This is a genomic window from Pseudomonas sp. GW822-FHT02E03, from assembly GCF_058802325.1.
On sequence record NZ_JBXAOA010000002.1, the window covers coordinates 26017 to 49090 of the forward strand.

Consider the following 23074-nt stretch of genomic DNA (forward strand, 5'->3'; position numbering starts at 1 on the left):
CTCAGAGCCTAGCACTTAGCCCTGCAACGCACTCAGGGTCAGGTCCAGGCACTTGCGTGCCTTGGTCACCAACTCGTCGATTTCAGCCGGTGTAATCACCAGTGGCGGAGCAATGATCATGGTGTCGCCGACGGCGCGCATGATCAGGCCGTTTTCGAAGCAGAACGTGCGGCAGATCATGCCAACGCCCTTGCCTTCGTAACGTTTGCGGGTGGCTTTGTCCTGAACCAGTTCGATGGCCCCCAACAGACCGACCCCACGCACTTCCCCCACCAACGGGTGATCGCTCAGTTCCCGTAGACGCTTTTGCAAATAAGGTGCCGTTTCTGTGCGCACGCGCTCGACAATTTTCTCGTCGCGCAGGATACGAATGTTTTCCAGCGCTACCGCAGCGGCCACCGGGTGCCCGGAATACGTGAAACCGTGGTTGAAATCACCGCCTTCGTTGAGCACCTCGACCACATCGTCGCGCACGATCAAGCCACCCATCGGGATATAGCCGGAGGTCAGGCCTTTGGCGATGGTCATCATGTGGGGTTTGAGGTCGTAGAAATCGGTACCGAACCACTCACCGGTACGGCCGAAACCACAGATCACTTCGTCGGCCACGAACAGAATGTCGTACTTGGCGAGGATTTCCTTGATACGCGGCCAGTAGCTGTCTGGCGGAATGATCACGCCGCCGGCGCCCTGGATCGGCTCGGCAATAAAGGCACCGACGTTGTCGACGCCGACTTCCAGGATTTTCTCTTCCAGCTGATTGGCCGCCCAGATACCGAACTCGTTCGGCGTCATGTCGCCGCCCTCGCCGAACCAATACGGCTGGGCAATGTGGACGATGCCCGGGATCGGCAAGTCGCCCTGTTCGTGCATATACGTCATGCCACCCAGGCTCGCGCCGGCCACGGTGGAACCGTGATAGCCGTTCTTGCGACTGATGATGACTTTCTTCTTCGGCTGGCCCTTGATCGCCCAGTAATGGCGAACCATCCGCAGCATGGTGTCGTTGCCTTCGGACCCGGAACCGGTGAAGAACACGTGATTCATGCCTTCAGGCGCGACGTCGGAGATCACCTTGGCCAGCTCCAGCACCGGCGGGTGAGCCGTCTGGAAGAACAGGTTGTAATAAGGCAGTTCGCGCATCTGTTTGCTGGCGGCATCGGCCAGCTCATCGCGACCGTAACCGATCGCGACACACCACAGGCCGGCCATGCCGTCGAGGATCTTGTTGCCTTCGCTGTCCCAGAGGTAAACGCCCTTGGCGCTGGTGATGATGCGCGGGCCTTTCTCTTTCAGCTGCTTGAAGTCGCTGAACGGGGCCAGGTGGTGATCGCTGCTCAGGGCTTGCCATTCACGGGTTTGCGGGTTGTTGCTGGTCATGCGAATTCTCCTTGGATTCCAGTGAAGGCGCGGCGATTTACAGCCGCGCCCGGCGCATCAGACGGCGAAGAGCAGGAACTCCCGCTCCCACGAACTGATCACGCGCTTGAAGTTTTCATGCTCGGCCCGCTTGACCGCGACGTAGCCCGTGATGAATTTCTTGCCCAGGTATTTTTCGATGGTCTTGCTGTTTTCCATCCGTTCCAGGGCGTCTTCGATGGTCAATGGCAGGCGCAGGTTGCGCCGTTCGTAGCCACGACCCACGACCGGCGCACTCGGGTTATGCCCTTCGACCATGCCGATAAAGCCGCACAACAGGCTGGCGGCGATGGCCAGGTAAGGGTTGGCATCGGCACCCGGCAGACGGTTTTCCACCCGACGGTTCTGCGGCCCGGCATCCGGAACCCGCAGGCCCACGGTGCGGTTCTCTTCGCCCCACTCCACGTTCACCGGCGCCGAGGTATCCGGCAGGAAGCGGCGGAACGAGTTGACGTTGGGGGCGAACAGCGGCAGCAGCTCAGGAATGAATTTCTGCAGTCCGCCGATGTGGTTGAGGAACAGCTGGCTCATGGTCCCGTCTTCATTGGAGAAGACGTTTTTGCCGGTCTCGAGGCTGATAATGCTCTGGTGCAAGTGCATGGCGCTGCCCGGCTCGCCGGTCATGGGCTTGGCCATGAAGGTCGCGGCCACGTTGTGCTTGAGCGCGGCCTCACGCATCGTGCGCTTGAACACCAGAATCTGGTCGGCCAGGGACAGGGCATCGCCATGACGGAAGTTGATTTCCATCTGTGCCGTGCCGTCCTCGTGGATCAGCGTGTCGAGGTCCAGCTCTTGCAGTTCGCACCAGTCGTAGACGTCTTCGAATAACGGATCGAATTCGTTCGCCGCTTCAATGGAGAACGACTGGCGACCGGTTTCCGGGCGACCGGAGCGGCCAATCGGCGGTTGCAGCGGGTAGTCCGGGTCATCACTGCGCTTGGTGAGGTAAAACTCCATTTCCGGCGCCACGATCGGCTGCCAGCCGTGGTCGGCGTAGAGTTTCAGCACCTTCTTGAGCACGTTGCGCGGCGACAGCTCGATCGGGTTGCCCTGCTTGTCGTAAGTATCGTGGATCACGATGGCGGTGGGCTCGATGGCCCAAGGCACCAGGAACACCGCGTTATGGTCGGGGCGGCAGATCATGTCGATGTCGGCCGGGTCGAGCAGTTCGTAATAGATGTCGTCTTCGACATAGTCGCCGGTCACGGTCTGCAACAGAACGCTTTCGGGCAGGCGCATGCCTTTTTCGGCGATGAACTTGTTGGTCGGCGAGATCTTGCCCCGGGTGATGCCGGTCAGGTCGCCAATCATGCATTCGACTTCTGTGATCTTGTGGTCTTTCAACCAATCGGTGAGCTGGTCGAGGTTGTTACTCATAAATGCCTCTTAGGCTGAGTTTCCTGACTCTTATAAGTCAGGCGTTGTTTGACGCATCGGCGTCGCGTTGTAGAGCGTACTTGCGGCAGGCATCGCCAAATGCCTGGAAAATCGCAAGGTAGTCAGGATTCAAGCTTACCTGCCATTCGGGATGCCATTGCACCCCTAAAGCAAAAGCCTTGCCTTCGATGACAGAGACGGCTTCGATCAACCCGTCGGGTGCCACCGCTTCCACACGAAGACCAGGCGCCAGACGCTCGATGCCCTGACCATGAATCGAATTGACTTGAATCTCGCTCGCCAGGCCCAGCCCGGCGAGTACACCGCCCGGCTGAACGTGCACCGGGTGACTTGGCGCGTACTGCCCGTCCAGCGGCAGGCTGTCGTCTTCACGGTGATCCATGAATGGACCTGCCTCGTGAACCTTCTGATGCAGACTGCCGCCGAACGCCACATTCATTTCCTGGAAGCCACGGCAAATGCCGAGCACGGGAACACCGGCCTCGACAGCGGCGCGGATCAGCGGGAGAGTGGTGGCATCGCGTGCAGAATCATGAGCAGTACCTGGCGCACTGGCCGGGCCGTTATAGTGAAACGGTTCTATATTAGAAGGAGAGCCTGTAAAGAGAATGCCGTCCAGAGCGTCCAGAATTTCGGACGGCGCCAGTAGATCCGCCAGGGATGGAAGAATCAACGGCAGGCCCTTGGCAGCTGATGCCACGGCGCGTACGTATTTGTCGCCACTGATGTGATAAGCATGCAGACCGATCTGCTTTGAGCAGGCGGTGACGCCGATTAACGGCAGGCGAGACATGAAGCACCCCGGTATTATTGCTGTTATGGGTTTAAATCGAGCTTAGCCTTGTTCATTTTTTTACACAACACCCCCGTAAAAAATACAACACGGCCCGCTCAAGCTCGCGGGCGCCAAGAAGGCTGAAGGCAAAAAAACGCCCCAAAGTGCCTCAAAAAAGCCCCATGAGTGCTTTTTTAGGGCAAAAAAGGCCTCGCTTGACTTCGGCATGCCGTTCGGGTTGACTGGAATCCGAAGAGATCAATGATTGATATTTTTAACAACAAAGGTGTTGCATCATGTCGGTACCCCCGCGTGCCGTTCAGCTTAACGAAGCGAACGCGTTCCTTAAGGAACATCCTGAGGTTCTGTACGTTGACCTTCTGATTGCGGATATGAATGGTGTGGTGCGCGGCAAGCGCATTGAACGCACCAGCCTCCACAAGGTTTACGAGAAAGGCATCAACCTGCCGGCCTCTCTATTTGCTCTGGATATCAATGGCTCGACGGTGGAAAGCACCGGCCTGGGCCTGGACATCGGCGATGCTGACCGAATCTGCTATCCAATCCCCGACACCCTGTGCAATGAGCCCTGGCAGAAGCGCCCGACCGCGCAACTGTTAATGACCATGCACGAACTCGAAGGTGATCCTTTCTTCGCCGACCCGCGCGAAGTCCTGCGACAAGTCGTAGCCAAGTTTGACGAGATGGGCCTGACCATCTGCGCTGCGTTCGAACTGGAGTTCTACCTGATCGACCAGGAGAACGTGAACGGCCGCCCACAACCGCCGCGCTCGCCGATCTCCGGCAAACGCCCGCATTCGACACAGGTCTACCTGATCGACGACCTCGACGAATACGTCGACTGCCTCCAGGACATTCTGGAAGGTGCGAAAGAGCAAGGCATCCCGGCCGACGCGATCGTCAAGGAAAGTGCCCCGGCACAGTTCGAAGTGAACCTGCACCACGTGGCCGACCCGATCAAGGCCTGCGACTATGCGGTCCTGCTCAAGCGCCTGATCAAAAACATCGCCTACGACCATGAGATGGACACCACCTTCATGGCCAAGCCTTACCCAGGCCAGGCGGGTAACGGTCTGCATGTCCACATCTCGATTCTTGATAAAGATGGCAAAAACATTTTTGCCAGCGAGGATCCCGAGCAGAACGCCGCACTGCGTCACGCGATCGGCGGTGTGCTCGAGACCCTGCCGGCGCAGATGGCTTTCCTCTGCCCGAACGTCAACTCCTACCGTCGTTTCGGCGCACAGTTCTACGTGCCGAATTCGCCGTGCTGGGGCCTGGACAACCGTACCGTGGCCATCCGCGTACCGACCGGTTCCTCCGATGCCGTGCGCATCGAACACCGTGTCGCCGGCGCCGACGCCAACCCGTATCTGTTGATGGCTTCTGTTTTGGCGGGCGTGCACCACGGCCTGACCAACAAAATCGAGCCGGGCGCCCCCGTAGAAGGCAACTCCTACGAGCAGAACGAGCAAAGCCTGCCGAACAACCTGCGTGATGCATTGCGCGAGCTGGACGACAGCGAAGTCATGGCCAAGTACATCGATCCAAAATACATCGACATTTTTGTCGCCTGTAAAGAGAGCGAGCTGGAGGAGTTCGAACACTCCATCTCCGACCTCGAGTACAACTGGTACCTGCATACCGTGTAAGCGGTTGCAGTAAAAAAAACGCCGCCGGCTGATAAGGCCGAGCGGCGTTTTTTTATGGCCGCCTTCGGCGGATCGCTAGCAGGCTAGCTCCCACAGTTGATCTCCAGTGAACATACATTCTGTGTGCACCGGAAATCCCTGTGGGAGCTAGCCTGCTAGCGATGGCGTCCTGGCAGACAACATCAAACCCTGCTCGTACAATGCCCGCTGCCCCGCAGGAGACTTCAATGACGCGCACCGCCACCATTCGCAAACCCCGCGCCCGCAGTCAGGCCCGGATCGATTCGATACTCGATGCCGCCCGCACGCTGCTGGCCGCCGAGGGCGTGGCCAGCCTGTCGATCTACAGCGTCGCCGAACGCGCCGAGATCCCGCCCTCCTCCGTCTACCATTTTTTCGCCAGCGTCCCGGCCCTGCTCGAAGCCCTGACCGCCGACGTCCACGCCGCATTCCGCGCCTGCCTGCAAGCGCCCATCGACCACCATGCCCTCAACGGCTGGCGTGATCTGTCGCGCCTGGTGGAACAACGCATGCTCGCCATCTACGACGAAGACGCCGCCGCCCGCCAACTGATCCTCGCCCAGCACGGCCTGACCGAAGTCACCCAGGCCGACCGCCAGCACGACATCGAACTCGGCGACCTGATGCACAAGTTGTTCGACCACCACTTCCAATTGCCGACGCTGCCAAGTGATGTCGATGTGTTTGCACTGGCCATGGAGCTGGGCGATAGGGTGTATGCACGCTCGGTGCAGCAGCATGGGCAGATCACGCCGCGCATGGCTGAAGAAGGGATGCGGGTGTTTGATGCTTATCTTGGGCTTTATCTGCCGCCCTATTTGCCCAAGCGCACCGTTTGATTATTGATCGTTCCCACGCTCTGCGTGGGAATGCAGCCCGGGACGCTCTGCGTCCCAAAAGCCGAACGCGGAGCGTCCGAAGAGGCATTCCCACGCAGAGCGTGGGAACGATCAGGGCTCACACCCTCCGGGGCTGCTGTTTACGCACGCGCTTACAACTTGGCGATCGACACCTCGGTGGATTTCACAAACGCGATTACTTCACTGCCGACCACCAGCTCCAGCTCTTTCACCGAACGGGTGGTAATCACCGAAGTGACGATGCCGGAGGCCGTCTGCACGTCGATTTCCGACAGCACGTCACCCAGCACGATTTCCTTGATCGAGCCTTTGAACTGGTTACGAACGTTGATGGCTTTGATAGTCATGATGTTGATTCCTGTCGTTGGATGAATCTTTAAGTTATTGCGCCCAACGCAATTGCGTAGGCAGTGGTGAAACAGGTTCCGGTTCCGGCGGTTGGCCAGGCAGGGACAGCACGCGGTTGAGCACTTCGGTTTCCAGCGCCGCCAGCCGATGGGAGCCACGGACCCGAGGGCGCGGCAGTTCCACAGGCAGGTCGAGGCCGACTTCGCCCTCTTCAATCAGGATCACCCGATCGGCAATCGCCACCGCTTCGCTGACGTCGTGGGTCACCAGCAACACGGTGAAACCATGCTGTTGCCAGAGCCGTTCGATCAGTTGCTGCATTTCGATTCGGGTCAGGGCATCCAATGCGCCCAGCGGTTCGTCGAGCAACAGCAAGCGCGGTTGATGGATCAACGCGCGAGCCAGGGCCACACGCTGCTTTTGCCCGCCGGACAACGCTGCCGGCCATTCGTTGGCGCGATCCGCCAGGCCGACGGCTTCCAGCGCTTCCAACGCTTGCGGCCGCCAGTTGCCCTTGAGCCCGAGACCGACGTTGTCGATGATCTTTTTCCACGGCAGCAGACGCGCTTCCTGGAACATCAGTCGAGTGTCTTCCCGCGCCTCACTCAATGGCGCTGCACCCGCAAGCAGCTCCCCCCCTGTGGGCTTGTCGAGACCGGCGAGCAAGCGCAGCAAAGTACTTTTGCCGCAGCCGCTACGCCCGACCACCGCCACAAACTGCCCGGCCGGAATGTGCAGGTCGATTTCACGCAACACTTGCCGCGAACCAAAGGTTTTTTGCAGCTTGCGCACCACCAGCGGAATACCGCGCAGCAGGCGTGGAGGTTGTTGAGCCGTCATGCAGCACCTCCCTTGGCAACCTGATAAGCCGGATGCCAGCGCAGCCACACGCGTTCAAGCCCACGCGCCGCAAGGTCGGCCAACTTGCCGAGCACTGCGTACAAAAGAATCGCCAGCACCACCACGTCGGTCTGCAAGAATTCCCGGGCATTCATCGCCAGATAGCCAATGCCCGAGCTCGCGGAAATGGTTTCCGCCACGATCAATGTCAACCACATGAAGCCCAGCGCAAAACGCACACCGACCAGAATCGATGGCAGCGCCCCCGGCAAAATCACTTGGCGAAACAGGCTGAAACCGGACAGGCCATAACTGCGCGCCATCTCCACCAACGCTGGATCGACGTTGCGAATGCCGTGATACGTGTTGAGGTAAATCGGGAACAACGTGCCCAACGCCACCAGAAAAATCTTCGCCGACTCGTCGATGCCGAACCACAGGATCACCAGCGGAATCAACGCCAGATGCGGCACGTTGCGGATCATCTGCACCGAACTGTCGAGCAGGCGTTCGCCCCACGTCGACAGGCCAGTGATGAAGCCCAACGTAAGACCGATGCCGCCGCCGATGACGAAACCGAGCGCCGCGCGCCAGCCGCTGATGGCCAGGTGAGTCCAGATTTCACCGCTGCTGACCAGGCTCACACCGGCTTCGATCACCGCGATCGGCGCCGGCAGAATCCGCGTCGACAACCAGCCCGCCGACACCGACAACTGCCACACCGCCAGCAACAAGACCGGCAGCGCCCAGGGCGCGAGGTTGTGGATGAGTTTCTTCATGGCGACGCCTCAGCTCTGGGACGCGGCTTTGGGAAGAATGTCGTTGGCTACCATCTCGCCGAACGGGCTGACGTAACCGGCGCTTTTTGGCAGCTCCGGACGCTCGATATCCAAGTGCGGGAATAGCAACTCGGCCACCCGATAGGACTCTTCCAGGTGTGGATAACCGGAGAAGATGAACGTATCGATGCCCAGGTCCGCGTATTCCTTCACCCGAGCGGCCACGGTCGGGCCATCGCCGACCAGCGCCGTACCGGCCCCGCCGCGCACCAGACCGACACCGGCCCACAGGTTGGGGCTGACTTCCAGATGGTCGCGGCTGCCGCCATGCAATGCGGCCATGCGTTGTTGGCCGACCGAATCGAAACGCGCCAGTGACGCCTGGGCACGGGCAATGGTGTCATCGTCCAGATGCGAGATCAGTCGATCCGCCGCTTGCCATGCCTCGGCATTGGTTTCGCGAACAATCACATGCAAACGAATACCGAAGCGCACGGTGCGACCGAGCTTCGCGGCTTTGGCACGAACCTGCTCGATTTTTTCTGCCACGGCGGCCGGTGGCTCGCCCCAGGTCAGAACCATTTCGACCTGCTCTGCCGCGAGGTCTTGGGCGGCTTCCGACGAGCCACCGAAATACAGCGGCGGGCGCGGTTGCTGGATCGGCGGATAGAGCAACTTGGCGCCCTTCACGCTGATGTGCTGACCGTCGTAATCAACCGTTTCACCTTCCAGCACCCGGCGCCAGATGCGGGTGAATTCCACCGAAGCCTGATAGCGCTCTTCGTGACTGAGGAACAAACCGTCGCCGGCCAGTTCTTCCGGATCGCCACCAGTGACCAGGTTGAACAGCGCCCGACCGCCAGACAAGCGATCCAGTGTCGCGGCCTGACGCGCCGCCACCGTCGGGGAAATGATCCCGGGGCGCAGGGCGACAAGGAATTTCAAACGTTGGGTCACCGGGATCAGCGATGCGGCTACCAGCCACGAGTCTTCGCAGGAGCGACCGGTGGGAATCAGCACCCCGCCAAAGCCCAGACGATCCGCCGCTTGCGCGACCTGTTGCAGGTAACCGTGGTCGACGGCGCGAGCGCCTTCAGCGGTGCCAAGGTAATGGCCATCGCCATGGGTAGGCAGGAACCAGAAAATATTAAGGCTCATGGAGTGGTCTCCTCAGGAAATCGAATTACGGCGCTTTGGCCACGGCGGTGGGTGGCGTCCAGATCACGTCTTTGATGCTCAAGGGTTTGGGAATCAGCTTGAGCTGGTAGAAGCTGTCGGCGATTTTTTGCTGGGCAGCGACTACTTCCGGCGTAAGGAACAGCGCGCCGTAACCCTGGCGTTTCACCGAGGTCAGGGTGATGTCCGTTGGCAGGCCGAGCAGTGGCGAAACCTGTTTGGTCACGTCCTCAGGATTGGCCCTGGACCATTCGCCGACCGCGCGCACTTCTTCCACCAGAGCCTTGATCACTTCAGGATTTTTCTGCGCATAAGGTTTGGTCGCCAGGTAGAACTGATGGTTGTCGACGAGGCCTTTGCCGTCGCGCAGAGTGCGTGCTTGCAGTTGCTGTTCGGCGGCGGCCTGGTACGGGTCCCAGATCACCCAGGCATCGACGCTGCCACGCTCGAATGCGGCGCGGGCATCGGCTGGCGGCAGGAACACGGTCTGAATGTCGGTGTATTTGAGGCCGCCATCTTCAAGCGCACGCACCAGCAGGTAATGCACGTTGGAGCCTTTGTTGAGCACGACTTTCTTGCCCTTGAGGTCCTGCACCGATTTGATCGGCGAGTCCTTCGGCACCAGGATCGCTTCGCTGTGGGGCGCTGGCGGTTCATAGGCAACATAGAGCAGATCGGCACCGGCCGCCTGAGCGAACACGGGCGGCGTTTCACCGGTGACGCCAAAGTCGATGGAGCCGACGTTCAGGCCTTCGAGCAGTTGCGGGCCACCAGGGAATTCAGTCCATTGCACGTCCACGCCTTGGGCGGAGAGACGTTTTTCCAGTGTGCCTTTGGCTTTGAGCAGCACCAGGGTGCCGTATTTCTGATAGCCGATTCGTAATGTCTCGGCCTGAGCTTGAGTAATGGCGCCGAAGGTTACAGCCGCAGCAAACAGAGCGACCAGACCACGACGCAAAATGACAGGGCGCATGGCGCTCTCCTTTTTGCAGTTGGGTTTTGGCTGCACCTGCTTGCCCGTTAGCGGGCCAGTAAGGTGGAGTACTTCAAATTCAGATGTGGCTTGAGGGCTGGCTTAAATGCTCCAGCGAGCACTCAACAAACGTTCGTTCAACAGGTTCGGATCGAGCGGCTTGGGCCGTCGAGCCATGGCGCTGAAAAACTGCTCCAGCGCTTCAAACAATCGTTGCGCAAGCTCCGGCGCCAATTGCGCCTGGGCGCTGCCTTCGCCGTAAGCGATCTGGCTGTCCACGGCGAAAATCCCCTGCAGCATTTCCTGGGCTTTCAACGCTGACAGCACCGGTTTGAGCGCGTAATCCACCGCCAGCATATGGGCGATGCTGCCACCGGTAGCCATCGGTAAAACCACCTTGTGGCTCAAGGCGCGTTCGGGCAGTAGATCGAGCAAGGTTTTCAGCGCACCGGAGAACGACGCTTTGTAAACCGGTGTGGCGATCAACAAGCCATCGGCGTTTTCAATCTGTTGCAGCAGGTCGATCACCTTAGGGCTGTCGAAGCGGGCATGCAGCAAATCTTCGGCCGGGAAGTCCCGTACCTGATAACTCACCACTTCCACACCTTGCTCTTGCAGCCAGCGTCGCGAGCGCTCCAGCAAAACCCCGGAACGGGAGCGTGGGCTGGGACTGCCACCGAGTGAGACGACCAGCATTCAGACAATTCCTTTAAGCGGTGTTAGCGATTCGCGGCTTGCGATCTCGCGTTGATGGAGTGACCTTAACAGCTGATTTATATATCCATAAATCATATTTATTCATTTGGTTATGCATTGTTGTTCTATGTGAAACTGCTTTTTCCAGGCAAAAAAAAGGCCGTAGAAACGGCCCAAAATCCCCTGCTTTATGGATGACATGAAATTTTCACTGGCCGGTCTGCCGCCTTCGCGGGCAAGCCCGCTCCCACAGGGTTTTAGGTCTGCCACACATCTCTGATCCTCCCCAATCCACTGTGGGAGCGGGCTTGCCCGCGATAGCGATTTCAGCCACACCGCAAAATTCGGATGATTACCTGTTCGGCTGCGGCGTCAGACGCAGGTACGGCTTCACCGCGCGATAACCCTTGGGAAAACGTCGTTTGATTTCATCTTCGTCCTTGAGCGACGGCACGATCACCACCTCATCACCGTCTTGCCAGTTGGCCGGGGTGGCCACTTTGTAGTTGTCGGTGAGCTGCAGCGAATCGATCACCCGCAAAATTTCATTGAAGTTACGGCCGGTACTCGCCGGGTAAGTAATCGTCAGCCGAATCTTCTTGTTCGGATCGATCACGAACAGAGAACGTACGGTCAGGGTGTCGTTGGCATTCGGATGGATAAGGTCATACAGGTCGGACACTTTGCGGTCCACATCGGCAAGGATCGGGAAGTTGACGATGGCGTTCTGGGTTTCGTTGATGTCCTCGATCCACCTGTGATGCGAGTCCACCGGGTCGACCGACAGAGCAATGGCTTTGACGCCGCGCTGGGTGAATTCATCCTTGAGCCTGGCGGTGAAGCCCAGCTCGGTGGTGCACACCGGCGTGAAGTCCGCCGGATGGGAAAACAACACGCCCCAGCTATCGCCTAGCCATTCGTGGAAACGGACAGTGCCGGCGCTGGAATCCTGTTCAAAGTCGGGGGCGATATCGCCGAGTCTGAGGCTCATGGTGCGGCTCCTTGTGAGTGCTTGTTGAGCCCAACTGTGCCTGCGTTCGATATTAATTAAAAAGAATAAATATCGATTTATTTAGATCCATAAAGAATATTAAAAATCTGTTCACTGGACCTGAATAGTCATCGAGACGAACATCGGTCACAAGGTTCGAGAAGGCCTTGAGTTGTTGCAAAAAGGGGAATTTCAAGAAGGGTTTACGGGGGTGAGCCCACCTTGAAAACGCAAAAGCCCCGCCCGGCGTGATGCCGGGCGGGGCTTTTTTTACGTCGGTTACGCGAGCGCTGTTACAACAGCGGGATCGAGTAGCTGACGATCAGACGGTTTTCATCCTGGTCGCGCTGACCTGGGATGTCGTTGCGCCACATCGCGTTTTTCCAGGTGAGGCCCAGGTTTTTCAGCGGACCTTCTTGTACTACGTAAGCCAGGGTCAGGTCGCGTTCCCACTCGGAACGGCCGGAACCGTTCTCGCGACCATTGGTACCCACGGTATCAATGTTGTCGCCACGCAGGTAAACGATGCCGGCAGTAGCGCCTGGCAGGCCAACCTTGGCGAAGTCATACGAGTAGCGAGCTTGCCAGGTACGTTCGCCGGCACGGGCGAACTTGGCGATCTGGCTGTCGGTAGTTATGTAAGCCGACGAGCCGTCACCCTGGTTCAGCCAAGGGAAGTCGCTGCTGCCGTTGCTGACCTGATAACCGCCGCCGAAGGTGTGACCGGCAACGGAGTACAGGAACAGGCCGCTGTACAGGTTGTTGTCGACTTTACCGCGACCGGAACGGAAACCCTCATCGTTACCGGAGCTGAAATAAGCCGAGTCGTGGCCGTTGGCACCGTCATCGGAGCTGTTGAAGTAACGCAAGTCAGACTTCAACACACCAGGACCGATCGACCAGTTGTGAACCAGGCCCAGGAAGTGTTGCTTGTAGAAGTCTTCCAGGTTGCCGTAGTAGTACTGGGCAGTCAGGTCTTTGGTGATTTTGTAGTCACCGCCACCGTAGATGAACTTGTTGCTGTCACGACCGGCAGCAGTGTGAGCGTTCGCACCAGCAATCGACAACTCTTCGTTGTTGCTGGAGTTACGGCCCTTGGCGTGCTCGATCTGACCGCCGACCAGTGTCAGGTCTTTGATTTCGTTCGAGGTGATCTGACCGCCCTGGAAGGTTTGCGGCAGCAGACGACCATCGTTGGTCACGATCACCGGCAGTTTTGGCTGCAGGGTGCCCAACTTCAGTTCGGTCTGGGAGATCTTGGCTTTCGCAGTCAGGCCCAGGCTGGAGAAGTTATCAACCGCTTCGCCGTTGGATTTGCTTGGGAATACAGTGCCGCCATAAGAGGTAGCAGTAGCGCCATTGGTGCCGCCGCCCGAATCCAGACGGATACCCAGCAGGCCGATAGCATCAATACCGAAGCCAACGGTGCCTTGGGTGTAGCCCGAGGTGAAACGCAGATCGAAGCCTTGTCCCCATTCTTCGTTCTTGTTCTGAGCGCCAGCAGCTTTGGTGCCCGAATCGCGGTTATCGGTGTTGATGTAGAAGTTACGCAGCCCCAATGTAGCCTTGCTGTCTTCGATGAAACCGGCGGCGCCTGCCTGCTGCGCCAAAACCCCTACGGCCACTGCCAGGGCCAAGGTGGACTTCTTCATTGTTTCGCTCCTCTCGTTCTAATTTTTGTGTTCTTTGGTCTCGGGTCTAACGCCCAAGATCCACAGATGCGCGATTAGCACTGGTCCGTGACTGACAAGTCAATCGTAACCATGTGTGTCTACGACCAAGGTCTAACCGCCGTGATTTGGTCCCTGCAGGGTAATGATTTCCTCATAAACCCAAAAAGAATTATTTCATCCTTTTTCATACCATTTAGGAATATATCTTTCCATCAACGATCCGAACCGGGACACAACCTATCGGCTCATAAGTTAATTCCTAAATGGTATTTATTAGCCTTTTTTTAGATCGATTAGCTTTGGCGCATTCCCCATACGTCAATCACTTTCGAAAAGGCGACGCCCATCATGGCCAAACGCGCACTATCTAGTCAATTTGTTACAGTTTGTGTATCGCTTTTATTTTCTTTTTCCGCCCAAGCGGCGACTCTCACGGTCGGTTATCAAACCGGTATCGACCCCAGCAAAGTCCCTCAGGCTGATGGTGTTTACGAGAAAACCATTGGCCAGAAAATCGATTGGCGACGTTTCAACAGTGGCCCGGAAGTGGTCACTGCCATTGCCTCCGGCGATGTGCAGATTGGCAACCTCGGCTCAAGCCCGCTGGCGGCGGCCGCTTCGCGCAACCTGCCGATTGTCGCGTTCATTGTTTCGGCTCAGATCAACGCTGCCGAAGCCCTTGTGGTGCGCAACGGCAGCGGTATCGATAAACCGGAAGATCTGATCGGCAAAACCATCGCCACGCCCTTCGTTTCAACCTCCCATTACAGCCTGCTCGGCGCGCTGAAGCACTGGGGGCTGGACGCCTCGAAAGTCAAAGTGGTGAACCTGCAACCCGCCGAAATCGCCGCAGCCTGGAAGCGTGGCGACATTGATGGGGCGTTTGTCTGGTCGCCGGCGCTGGGGGAAATCCGCAAGACCGGCAAGACCTTGACCGACGCGGCGCAGGTCGGCCAATGGGGCGCGCCGACCTTCGAGGTGTGGGTCGCTCGCAAGGATTACGCCGAGAAGCATCCTGAGATCGTGGCCAAATTTGCCAAGGTCACTCTGGACTCCTTCGCCGACTATGCCGCCCATAAAGACAGCTGGACCGCCGATTCGGTGCCGGTGCAGAAAATCGCCAAATTGACCGGTGCCAATGCCGCCGATGTGCCGGAGCTGCTGGCCGGCTCCGCATTCCCGGATGCCAAGGCACAACAGACCACCGCGCTACTGGACGGAGGCACAGCCAAGGCGATTGGCGAGACGGCGAAGTTTTTGAAGGAGCAAGGGAAGGTCGAGACGGTGCTGCCGGATTATTCGCCGTATGTCAGCGCGAAATTCGTCACTGAATAACACCCCCAAACCTGTGGCGAGGGAGCTTGCTCCCGCTGGAGGCCGGAGGACTCCCCAATCCAACAACGCGGTGAATCAGTCATAACGCGTTCGCTGGTTTTGGGGCCGCTTCGCTGCCCAGCGGGAGCAAGCTCCCTCGCCACAAATGCCAACACAGACAGTGGCAATCACAGGGCTTTTTCGAAGATCTTCGAATTACGCTGATAGTTGTAAAGCGACGCCCGCGCCGACGGCAGACGTTCGACGCTGCTCGGCACGAAGCCCCGCTCACGAAACCAGTGAGCGGTCCGGGTGGTCAGCACGAACAAGGTTTTCAGCCCCTGGGCCCGGGCGCGGGTTTCGATGCGTTCCAGCAGTTCATCACCGCGACCGCCATGGCGGTACTCCGGGTTCACCGCCAGACACGCCAACTCCCCAGCATCCGAATCGGCAATCTGATACAGCGCGGCGCAGGCGATGATCATGCCTTCGCGTTCGACCACGCTGAACTGCTCGATCTCACGCTCCAGCACCTCGCGGGAACGCCGCACCAGAATGCCCTGCTCTTCCAGCGGGCTGATCAAGTCCAGCAAACCGCCCACATCCTCAATAGCCGCCTCGCGTACAACTTCGAATTGCTCCTGGGCCACCAGCGTACCGCCACCGTCACGGGTGAACAGTTCAGTCAGCAACGCGCCATCTTCGGCATAGCTGACGATGTGACTGCGCGCCACCCCGCCCCGGCACGCTTCAGCGGCCGCATCCAGCAGCTCGGCTTGATAGTTGCTGCCTAAACGCTGCAAATGCGCCGGCACCTGTTGCGGGCGCAATTCGCGAACCAGCCGGCCATTTTCGTCGATCAAGCCCAGATCGGCGCCGAACAGCAGCAGCTTGTCCGCCCCCAGATCGATAGCTGCACGGGTGGCGACATCTTCGCAAGCGAGGTTGAAGATTTCACCGGTCGGCGAGTAACCCAACGGCGACAACAGCACGATGGAGCGTTCGTCCAGCAGGCGATTGATGCCCTTGCGGTCGACACGGCGCACTTCGCCGGTGTGGTGATAGTCGACACCTTCAAGTACGCCGATCGGCCGTGCAGTGACCAGATTGCCGCTGGCCACCCGCAGGCGCGAACCCTGCATTGGCGATGAGGCCATGTCCATGGACAGCCGCGCTTCGATGGCGATGCGCAGTTGACCGACCGCATCAATCACGCACTCAAGCGTCGCCGCATCGGTGATTCGCATGCCGTGGTGGTAATGCGGAGTCAGGCCGCGAGCGGCGAGGCGGGTTTCAATTTGCGGACGCGAACCGTGAACCAGCACCAGTCGTACGCCCAGGCTGTGCAGCAACACCAGGTCGTGGACGATGTTGCCGAAGTTCGGGTGCTCCACGCCGTCGCCGGGCAGCATGACGACGAAGGTGCAATCGCGGTGGGCGTTGATGTAAGGCGAAGCGTGACGAAGCCAATTGACGTATTCGGGCATGAACCTGGGCCTGTAATAAATAGCAGCCGAAAAAAGGGTAAAGCAGTAAACGCACAGCGGGCTGATGGTTATCGTCGGAACAGGCTTGGCGACACGCGCGCTCTCCTCATGAATACGGGTTGGGACACTGGCAATTTATACGTTTAGTCAGCCAAAACACAGAACCTGTGGGAGCGGGCTTGCTCGCGAAGGCGGCGTATCAGACACATTAATATCAACTGACACTCCCTATTCGCGAGCAAGCCCGCTCCCACATGGGTTGCGCTCAACTGACTGGCATCGCCGTTTTGGCCGGTGTCAGGCAGTAATGTTCAATCAGTTGACGTAATAGATGCACGGTAGGCTGCAAACGTGACATTTCGAGGTATTCCCCCGGTTGGTGTGCGCAGGCGATGTCGCCCGGTCCCAATACCAGTGTTTCACAACCAAGACGCTGAAGATAAGGCGCTTCCGTGCCGAACGCCACTGCTTCGGCGCGATGGCCGGTGAGCTTTTCGGCAACCCGCACCAATTCCGAGTCCTCGGCCTGCTCGAAGGGTGGCACTTCGGGGAACAGCGGCGCGTAATCGATCTTCACCTTGTGCCGTTCGGCAATCGGATTGAGCTTCTGCAGAATCGCCGCGCGCAGCGCTTTGGGGTCCATGCCCGGCAACGGACGCAAGTCGAACTCCAGCGAGCACTGGCCGCAGATTCGGTTGGGATTGTCGCCCCCATGGATGCAGCCGAAGTTAAGGGTCGGCTGCGGCACGCTGAACTGCGGGTTATGGAATTCGCGCTGCCACGCCAGGCGCAGGCCGCGCAATTCGCCCATGGCGTCGTGCATGGCTTCGAGGGCGCTGTGGCCCAGACGCGGGTCCGAGGAATGGCCGCTCTGGCCGAGGATGTCGATGCGTTCCATCATGATGCCTTTGTGCATTCTGATCGGCTTCAGCCCGGTCGGCTCGCCGATCACCGCCGCGCGACCTAATGGCCGCCCGGCTTCGGCCAGAGCGCGAGCACCAGACATCGAGCTTTCTTCATCGCAAGTGGCGAGGATCAGCAAGGGTTGCTTGAACGGTTGGTCGAGCAAGGGTTTGACGGCTTCGATGGCCAAGGCGAAAAAACCCTTCATGTCGCAACTGCCCAAGCCGACCCAACGACCGTCCACTTCCGTCAGTTTCAACGGGTCGGTCTGCCACAACGCCTCGTCGTAGGGCACTGTATCGCTGTGACCAGCCAGCACCAGGCCGCCGGGGCCGGAGCCAAAACTGGCCAGCAGATTGAATTTGCCGGGGCTGACCTGCTGGATATCGCAGGCAAAACCCAAGTCCCCAAGCCATGTCGCCAACAAGTCGATGACCGGCCGATTGGTTTGATCCAGGCTGGGTTGGGTACAGCTGACAGACGGCGCGGCGATCAGCGCAGCGAACTGATCTTTCATGGACGGCAAAGGCATCGCTGACTCCCAACTCCCGAATTGAAGTCCATCATAGAACCATCCGGCGACAGGAATAAACCGTCGCGGCGCGTAGGGTGTGTTGACGCTTGGTGACGAGCCGCGACGGCGGCCCACTTGGTGCAGGGCAAGGCGCGAGGAACGTGGTTTGGTTGTCCCAAATAAGTTCCGAGCAACGCAGCCCTGCGCCAAGTGGGGCCCGTCCCGGTCGTCACCAAGCGTCAACAGACCCTATCTCGAATGAGTCCTGTACACTGCACGACCTTGGCAGCCACACATTCCCCCGGCTGCGCTCCCGATCCTGGATTTTCCGGCCATGCAGAAAGAAACCGAAATCAAACTCCGCGTCAGCCGCGAAACCCTCGCTGCCCTGCGCGAGCACCCGTTACTGAAAAAACGCAACAAAAGTGGCTGGGAACGCCGTGAGTTGATGAATCAGTACTTCGACACGCCTGAGCGCGACCTGGCCCGCGCCAAGGTTGCCCTGCGCCTGCGCCGCGATGGCGAAGAAGTGATTCAGACCCTCAAGACCCGTGGCCAGAGCGTCGCCGGTCTGTCCGAACGTCACGAGTACGACTGGAATTTGCCCAAAGCCAAGCTCGACGTTAAGAAACTCGACGGTGAATGCTGGCCCGAAGAGCTGGCCGAGCTGGACAAGAAAACCCTGAAAGCCATCTTCACCACCGATTTCGTGCGCGAACGCGCGGAAATCGCTTGGGGCCGTGGCAAGACCAAAGTGGTCATCGAAGCCGCGCTGGACCTGGGCCACGTGGTGGTCGGCAAGCAGAAAGAAGAAATCTGCGAGCTGGAACTGGAGCTGCGCGAAGGCGAACCGGCTGCGCTGCTAGAGCTGGCCGCCGAACTGGCTGCAACACTGGCGCTGATGCCGTGTGACATCAGCAAGGCCGAACGCGGTTATCGCTTGTTCGACGCCAACAGCTACTCGCTGAGCTTGCCGGCGCCGCAGATCACCGCCGAAATGCCGCTGGACGATGCGTTCGCCGCCCTGAGCTGGCATTTGCTGAGCAGCAGCCAGCGTCTGGCCGAACAGTATCGCTTCAACGGTCACTGGCGCCTGTTGCAGGACTGGGTCGAGAACCTCGCTGAAATGCGCGCGCTGATCAGCAGCCTCGGTCAGGCCGCACCGCGTCAGTCGACTCACGATCTGCGGGTCGCGCTGGATGCCCTGCTGGAAGACTGGCGCCCGCTGGTACAAGCCGGCCTGGACGACGAAGACGTACGTAAAGCTGCGCCGGAGCAGTTCCTCGAAGAGCTGGAAGACCCACGTTGGGGCCTGTTCTCCCTGAACACTTCACGCTGGCTGCTGGCCCGCACCTGGGCCGCCGATCGCAACGTCCGCGGCAATCGCCAGGGCGCTGCACAACTGGGCAGCTGGCTGCCGCGCATGCTGGGCGAAGAAGCCAACTCGCTGCAATTGCAGCGTTACCAGCAACAGCCGGAAGACTTGGCCGAGCAGCTGCCGCGTATCGAGCGCATCCAGGCCTGGCTGCACCATGCCCGCGGCGTACTGGAGATCCCGGAAATGGATCGCCTGTATGGTGAGTTGAACAAACTGACGCAACTGGCCAACGAACCGATCACCGATGAATCGCTGGATGCGCGCAAGCACCAGGCGATCGCGGTGTATCAGAATCGCGCCTGGAAGACTTTGCTGCGTCTGTAAGACCGCCATCGCGGGCAAGCCCGCTCCCACAGGGTTATCTGTCGCTCACATATTCGTGGACGCTGAAGATCAATGTGGGAGCGGGCTTGCCCGCGATGAGGCCAGCACATTCACCGCAAAAGCTTCAGACCGGCAAACTCGTCGTGGACTTGATTTCGGACAACGCCACGATCGAGTTGACCTCCTGAATCCCCGGCACCATCGACAGCTTCTCGAAGAAGAAGCGCTCATAAGCCTCGATGTCCGCCGTGACGATCCGCAGCATGAAATCCACCGACCCCATCAGCACATAACATTCCAGCACTTCGGGAAAACCGCGAATCGCCTCGGTGAACTCGGTGAAGTTCGAACGTCCGTGGGCGTTTAGTTTGATTTCGGCGAAGATCTGCGTGTTAAGGCCGATTTTCTTGCGGTCAAGCAACGTCACTTGAGCGCGAATGATCCCCTCCTCCTTCATCCGCTGAATCCGCCGCCAGCACGGCGACTGCGAGAGCCCCACTTGTTCGGCGATCTGCGCGCTGGAGAGCGAAGCGTCCTCTTGCAGCAACGCGAGAATCTTGCGGTCGTAGCCATCCAGCTCACTGTGCATAGAAAAACCTATAGTGGGTACTAGATCGAATTGATCTATTCGATAAATGGTCAATAAACCCAATCATAGATAAGAAATGCCCGGCACCGAATGTAAAAATTCCTCCAGTGATTTTGGAGCCCGACCATGCCGCATTTAGAAGCCGTGAACACCCCGCCCGCCCGCGCCGATGTCTGGAACGTCAGCAACGCCCACTGCCGCGTTCACTATCAATTAGTGGCTGAGGCCGAGCCGGATCTGCTGTGTCGGGCGCTCAATCTTTTCGCCTTGCAGTTTCTGACGCCGCAGCAGGTCAACGTGCAGCGCATGGACGATCTGCTGTCGGTCGATATCGTCATGGACGGCCTGAGCTGGCACCGTGCTCAAGTGATCGCGGAAAAATTACGTAACCTGATCAGCGTCTGCTCGGTGAACCTGCAAGTGGCTGATTCTGCGTGGGAAGAGCCGGCTCAGGCGGCAGGCTGAAAAGAAACGTCACGCCTTGGTCGGGTAGTGGCCCAACGGTCTACGGGTGCGCGACTATCCTTTGCGAACGGTTGTTCATAAGGAGCCCGCATGTCCGTTCAACTCGCCACTCAGGACCGCTGGCTGGACCTCAATGATTTGCTGCGTGAATTGGTCGCCCAAGGCTTTATCAGCCAGGATTCGGCCGAACACGCACTCAACGCCCGCCGCCGTCACGCCATAAATGGTCAGCAGCACCCGCTGGAGTTCATCGCCAGCCAACACCTGGACGACCTCAGCCGTCCCGGCAAACACCTCGATCTGGAAAGCCTGACGCTCTGGCTGTCTCAGCAGGCCGGTCAGCCTTACTTGCGCATCGACCCACTGAAAATCAACGTCGCGGCCATCACGCCGCTGATGTCCTATGCCTTCGCCCAACGCCACAAGATTCTGGCGGTATCCATCGACCGCGAGGCCGTCACCGTGGCCAGCGCCCAGCCCTTCGTCAGCAGCTGGGAAGCCGACCTGACCCACGTGCTGAAGGTGCCGATCAAGCGCGTAGTGGCCAACCCGGTGGACATCCAGCGCTTCAGCGTGGAGTTTTTCCGCCTGGCTAAATCGGTCACCGGCGCCACCAACGCTGATCAACAAACAAGCACCCTGGGCAACTTCGAACAGTTGCTCAACCTCGGCGCCAGCGACCAGGAGCCGGACGCCAACGATGCGCACATCGTCAACATCGTCGATTGGCTGTTCCAGTACGCGTTCCAGCAACGGGCCAGCGATATCCACATCGAACCCCGGCGCGAGCAAGGCACGGTGCGCTTTCGCATCGACGGCGTGTTGCACAACGTCTATCAATTCCCGCCGCAGGTGACCATGGCCATCGTCAGCCGCCTGAAAAGCCTGGGGCGGATGAACGTCGCGGAAAAGCGCAAACCCCAGGACGGCCGGGTCAAAACCAAAACCCCGGATGGTGGTGAAGTCGAGCTGCGGCTGTCGACATTACCGACGGCGTTCGGCGAGAAGATGGTCATGCGGATTTTTGACCCGGAAGTGCTGCTCAAGGACTTCGATCAGCTGGGTTTTTCCGCCGATGACCTGCGTCGCTGGCAAGACATGACCCGCCAGCCCAATGGCATCATTCTGGTGACCGGGCCGACTGGTTCAGGCAAGACCACCACGCTGTACACCACCCTGAAGAAACTGGCGACGCCGGAGGTCAACCTCTGCACCATTGAAGACCCGATCGAAATGGTCGAGCCAGCGTTCAATCAGATGCAGGTCCAGCACAACATTGACCTGACCTTTGCCGCCGGCGTGCGCGCGCTGATGCGCCAAGACCCGGACATCATCATGATTGGCGAGATCCGCGACCTCGAAACCGCCGAGATGGCGATTCAGGCCGCACTCACTGGCCACTTGGTGCTGTCGACGTTGCACACCAACGACGCCCCGAGCGCCATCAGCCGCCTGCTGGAGCTCGGCGTGCCGCATTACCTGATCAAGGCCACGGTGCTCGGGGTCATGGCTCAGCGTCTGGTCCGGACCCTTTGCCCGCATTGCAAGGCGCCGCTGACCTTGGGCGAGGACGACTGGCAAACCCTGACCCGGCCCTGGCAGGCACCACTGCCAGGTAACGCACAACGCGCCATCGGTTGCCTGGAATGCCGCGAAACCGGCTATCGCGGCCGCGCCGGGGTGTACGAAATCATGCAGCTGACTGACGGCATCAAAGCGCTGATCAACCCCGATACCGATTTGCTCGCGGTCCGGCGTCAGGCCTTCAAGGAAGGCATGCGCAGTTTGCGCTTGTCGGGGGCGCAGAAAGTGGCGGCGGGTTTGACCACGATCGAAGAGGTGTTGCGAGTGACGCCGCAGAGTGAGCAGAAATAGGCCTGATGTCGGTAGGAGCTGCCGCAGGCTGCGATCCTTTGATCTTGTTTTTAAAAGCAAAAATCAGAAGATCGCAGCCTGCGGCAGCTCCTACGGCGAGCCGACTAACGTCACGGAACTCGATTGGGTAATTGGCAATCAAAGGCCGCAGTTAATACCCAGTGGAGTCACCTTTTATGCGTCTCAAACTTGCTGTCGCTACCTTCGCCGTGTTGTCCCTTCAAGTCGGTTCGGCGATGGCTGATGACAGCTTTTTGCGTAACGTCCTTACGTCCGGTGCCACCACCGGCACCTCTTACCTGACCTCCAGGGATCACAAGCTGGTCGTCGCCGCCCAGGACGATGCCGGCAGCTTTGTCGCCAGTGACGGCGCCATTCGCGGCCCCTACCTGGAAGCCGCCATACAGAAAGTCCGTGCCGACAATCCTGGCCTGCAAGCCACGGACATGGAACTGGCGAACGCCATCCTGGCGAAGAATGCCATCGCCTCGAAGTAAGGTTCGTTGCTGAACAAAAATGCCGCTCACATGAGCGGCATTTTTTTTGCCCCTTAATTGTCGATGATCGCTCCCACGCTCCGCGTGGTAGCGCCGCCATGGACGC

21 protein-coding genes are annotated in these 23074 nt (G+C 59.1%); 7 read left to right on the plus strand and 14 right to left on the minus strand.

Annotated features, from left to right (window positions below):
* Positions 1-15: 15 nt before the first annotated feature.
* From AC1RQB_RS01975 to AC1RQB_RS01985, 3 genes are read right to left on the minus strand one after another with little or no spacing between them, the layout of a single operon-like run.
* The gene (locus tag AC1RQB_RS01975; RefSeq protein ID WP_008067985.1) at positions 16-1380 is read right to left on the minus strand and encodes an aspartate aminotransferase family protein; all 1365 of its coding nucleotides are present in this window, start codon (positions 1378-1380) and stop codon (positions 16-18) included.
* 57 nt (positions 1381-1437) lie between these two features.
* Complete coding sequence (locus AC1RQB_RS01980; RefSeq protein WP_008067984.1) at positions 1438-2796, minus strand: glutamine synthetase family protein; 1359 nt, start codon at positions 2794-2796, stop codon at positions 1438-1440.
* 37 nt (positions 2797-2833) lie between these two features.
* On the minus strand, positions 2834-3610 hold the full coding sequence (locus AC1RQB_RS01985; protein WP_063342206.1) for a gamma-glutamyl-gamma-aminobutyrate hydrolase family protein: 777 nt from the start codon (positions 3608-3610) through the stop codon (positions 2834-2836).
* 278 nt (positions 3611-3888) lie between these two features.
* On the opposite strand from AC1RQB_RS01985, the gene AC1RQB_RS01990 reads away from it, so the two are divergent.
* Positions 3889-5265 (plus strand): glutamine synthetase family protein, encoded by a 1377-nt coding sequence (locus tag AC1RQB_RS01990; protein ID WP_007897683.1) that lies wholly within the window; start codon positions 3889-3891, stop codon positions 5263-5265.
* Between the two features lie 227 nt (positions 5266-5492).
* Positions 5493-6125, plus strand: a complete 633-nt coding sequence (locus AC1RQB_RS01995) for a TetR/AcrR family transcriptional regulator (protein ID WP_063342205.1) — start codon at positions 5493-5495, stop codon at positions 6123-6125.
* Positions 6126-6277: 152 nt separating this feature from the next.
* On the opposite strand, the gene AC1RQB_RS02000 is transcribed toward AC1RQB_RS01995, so the two are convergent.
* The 8 genes from AC1RQB_RS02000 to AC1RQB_RS02035 form a co-directional block, all read right to left on the minus strand.
* Entirely contained in the window at positions 6278-6493 is a 216-nt protein-coding gene (locus AC1RQB_RS02000) for a TOBE domain-containing protein (RefSeq protein ID WP_003229256.1), read from the minus strand.
* A gap of 34 nt (positions 6494-6527) precedes the next feature.
* The gene (gene ssuB, locus AC1RQB_RS02005; RefSeq protein ID WP_063342204.1) at positions 6528-7334 is read right to left on the minus strand and encodes an aliphatic sulfonates ABC transporter ATP-binding protein; all 807 of its coding nucleotides are present in this window, start codon (positions 7332-7334) and stop codon (positions 6528-6530) included.
* Entirely contained in the window at positions 7331-8113 is a 783-nt protein-coding gene (gene ssuC, locus AC1RQB_RS02010) for an aliphatic sulfonate ABC transporter permease SsuC (RefSeq protein WP_063342203.1), read from the minus strand. Before ssuC ends, ssuB begins: the two co-directional genes overlap by 4 nt.
* Before the next feature lie 9 nt (positions 8114-8122).
* The gene (gene ssuD / locus AC1RQB_RS02015) at positions 8123-9271 is read right to left on the minus strand and encodes an FMNH2-dependent alkanesulfonate monooxygenase (protein ID WP_008067973.1); all 1149 of its coding nucleotides are present in this window, start codon (positions 9269-9271) and stop codon (positions 8123-8125) included.
* Between the two features lie 25 nt (positions 9272-9296).
* Positions 9297-10262, minus strand: a complete 966-nt coding sequence (locus AC1RQB_RS02020) for a sulfonate ABC transporter substrate-binding protein (protein WP_063342202.1) — start codon at positions 10260-10262, stop codon at positions 9297-9299.
* 102 nt (positions 10263-10364) lie between these two features.
* Positions 10365-10958, minus strand: coding sequence for an NADPH-dependent FMN reductase (ssuE, locus tag AC1RQB_RS02025; protein WP_007899466.1), 594 nt, complete (start codon positions 10956-10958; stop codon positions 10365-10367).
* A 352-nt stretch (positions 10959-11310) separates the two neighbouring features.
* Positions 11311-11949 (minus strand): peroxiredoxin, encoded by a 639-nt coding sequence (locus AC1RQB_RS02030; protein ID WP_063342201.1) that lies wholly within the window; start codon positions 11947-11949, stop codon positions 11311-11313.
* Between the two features lie 293 nt (positions 11950-12242).
* Positions 12243-13601: an OprD family porin gene (locus AC1RQB_RS02035; protein ID WP_063342200.1), complete on the minus strand. Its 1359-nt coding sequence runs from the start codon at positions 13599-13601 to the stop codon at positions 12243-12245.
* Between the two features lie 369 nt (positions 13602-13970).
* On the opposite strand from AC1RQB_RS02035, the gene tauA reads away from it, so the two are divergent.
* On the plus strand, positions 13971-14957 hold the full coding sequence (gene tauA / locus AC1RQB_RS02040; RefSeq protein WP_063342199.1) for a taurine ABC transporter substrate-binding protein: 987 nt from the start codon (positions 13971-13973) through the stop codon (positions 14955-14957).
* 167 nt (positions 14958-15124) lie between these two features.
* On the opposite strand, the gene argA is transcribed toward tauA, so the two are convergent.
* Complete coding sequence (argA, locus tag AC1RQB_RS02045) at positions 15125-16423, minus strand: amino-acid N-acetyltransferase (protein WP_007899457.1); 1299 nt, start codon at positions 16421-16423, stop codon at positions 15125-15127.
* Positions 16424-16688: 265 nt separating this feature from the next.
* Complete coding sequence (gene argE, locus AC1RQB_RS02050) at positions 16689-17858, minus strand: acetylornithine deacetylase (protein ID WP_008067964.1); 1170 nt, start codon at positions 17856-17858, stop codon at positions 16689-16691.
* Between the two features lie 316 nt (positions 17859-18174).
* Between argE and AC1RQB_RS02055 the strand changes: the two genes are divergently transcribed.
* On the plus strand, positions 18175-19542 hold the full coding sequence (locus tag AC1RQB_RS02055) for a CYTH domain-containing protein (protein WP_063342198.1): 1368 nt from the start codon (positions 18175-18177) through the stop codon (positions 19540-19542).
* Between the two features lie 124 nt (positions 19543-19666).
* Here the strand turns inward: AC1RQB_RS02055 and AC1RQB_RS02060 are convergent, their stop codons facing one another.
* A complete protein-coding gene (locus AC1RQB_RS02060) occupies positions 19667-20131 on the minus strand; it encodes an Lrp/AsnC family transcriptional regulator (protein ID WP_063342197.1) in 465 nt (154 codons plus the stop codon).
* Positions 20132-20257: 126 nt separating this feature from the next.
* Here AC1RQB_RS02060 and AC1RQB_RS02065 point away from each other — a divergent pair, with 126 nt between their 5' ends.
* The 3 genes from AC1RQB_RS02065 (at position 20258) to AC1RQB_RS02075 (ending at position 22968) form a co-directional block, all read left to right on the plus strand.
* On the plus strand, positions 20258-20596 hold the full coding sequence (locus tag AC1RQB_RS02065) for an ACT-like domain-containing protein (protein WP_063342196.1): 339 nt from the start codon (positions 20258-20260) through the stop codon (positions 20594-20596).
* A gap of 90 nt (positions 20597-20686) precedes the next feature.
* Positions 20687-22471, plus strand: a complete 1785-nt coding sequence (gene tfpB / locus AC1RQB_RS02070; RefSeq protein WP_063342195.1) for a type IV pilus assembly ATPase TfpB — start codon at positions 20687-20689, stop codon at positions 22469-22471.
* A gap of 176 nt (positions 22472-22647) precedes the next feature.
* Entirely contained in the window at positions 22648-22968 is a 321-nt protein-coding gene (locus AC1RQB_RS02075; protein WP_008076034.1) for a DUF2388 domain-containing protein, read from the plus strand.
* The last annotated feature ends 106 nt before the right edge of the window (positions 22969-23074 follow it).

Excerpts from the sequence above, each read along its gene's own strand:
- AC1RQB_RS02060 (WP_063342197.1), bottom strand. The coding sequence starts at position 20,131 with ATGCACAGTGAGCTGGATGGCTACGACCGCAAGATTCTCGCGTTGCTG.
- ssuB (WP_063342204.1), bottom strand. The coding sequence starts at position 7,334 with ATGACGGCTCAACAACCTCCACGCCTGCTGCGCGGTATTCCGCTGGTG.
- AC1RQB_RS02020 (WP_063342202.1), bottom strand. The coding sequence starts at position 10,262 with ATGCGCCCTGTCATTTTGCGTCGTGGTCTGGTCGCTCTGTTTGCTGCG.
- tauA (WP_063342199.1), top strand. The coding sequence starts at position 13,971 with ATGGCCAAACGCGCACTATCTAGTCAATTTGTTACAGTTTGTGTATCG.
- ssuD (WP_008067973.1), bottom strand. The coding sequence starts at position 9,271 with ATGAGCCTTAATATTTTCTGGTTCCTGCCTACCCATGGCGATGGCCAT.
- AC1RQB_RS01990 (WP_007897683.1), top strand. The coding sequence starts at position 3,889 with ATGTCGGTACCCCCGCGTGCCGTTCAGCTTAACGAAGCGAACGCGTTC.
- AC1RQB_RS02000 (WP_003229256.1), bottom strand. The coding sequence starts at position 6,493 with ATGACTATCAAAGCCATCAACGTTCGTAACCAGTTCAAAGGCTCGATC.
- argE (WP_008067964.1), bottom strand. The coding sequence starts at position 17,858 with ATGCCTTTGCCGTCCATGAAAGATCAGTTCGCTGCGCTGATCGCCGCG.
- AC1RQB_RS01995 (WP_063342205.1), top strand. The coding sequence starts at position 5,493 with ATGACGCGCACCGCCACCATTCGCAAACCCCGCGCCCGCAGTCAGGCC.
- tfpB (WP_063342195.1), top strand. The coding sequence starts at position 20,687 with ATGTCCGTTCAACTCGCCACTCAGGACCGCTGGCTGGACCTCAATGAT.
- AC1RQB_RS01985 (WP_063342206.1), bottom strand. The coding sequence starts at position 3,610 with ATGTCTCGCCTGCCGTTAATCGGCGTCACCGCCTGCTCAAAGCAGATC.
- AC1RQB_RS02055 (WP_063342198.1), top strand. The coding sequence starts at position 18,175 with ATGCAGAAAGAAACCGAAATCAAACTCCGCGTCAGCCGCGAAACCCTC.
- AC1RQB_RS02035 (WP_063342200.1), bottom strand. The coding sequence starts at position 13,601 with ATGAAGAAGTCCACCTTGGCCCTGGCAGTGGCCGTAGGGGTTTTGGCG.
- AC1RQB_RS02065 (WP_063342196.1), top strand. The coding sequence starts at position 20,258 with ATGCCGCATTTAGAAGCCGTGAACACCCCGCCCGCCCGCGCCGATGTC.
- AC1RQB_RS01980 (WP_008067984.1), bottom strand. The coding sequence starts at position 2,796 with ATGAGTAACAACCTCGACCAGCTCACCGATTGGTTGAAAGACCACAAG.
- AC1RQB_RS02030 (WP_063342201.1), bottom strand. The coding sequence starts at position 11,949 with ATGAGCCTCAGACTCGGCGATATCGCCCCCGACTTTGAACAGGATTCC.
- ssuE (WP_007899466.1), bottom strand. The coding sequence starts at position 10,958 with ATGCTGGTCGTCTCACTCGGTGGCAGTCCCAGCCCACGCTCCCGTTCC.
- ssuC (WP_063342203.1), bottom strand. The coding sequence starts at position 8,113 with ATGAAGAAACTCATCCACAACCTCGCGCCCTGGGCGCTGCCGGTCTTG.
- AC1RQB_RS02075 (WP_008076034.1), top strand. The coding sequence starts at position 22,648 with ATGCGTCTCAAACTTGCTGTCGCTACCTTCGCCGTGTTGTCCCTTCAA.
- argA (WP_007899457.1), bottom strand. The coding sequence starts at position 16,423 with ATGCCCGAATACGTCAATTGGCTTCGTCACGCTTCGCCTTACATCAAC.
- AC1RQB_RS01975 (WP_008067985.1), bottom strand. The coding sequence starts at position 1,380 with ATGACCAGCAACAACCCGCAAACCCGTGAATGGCAAGCCCTGAGCAGC.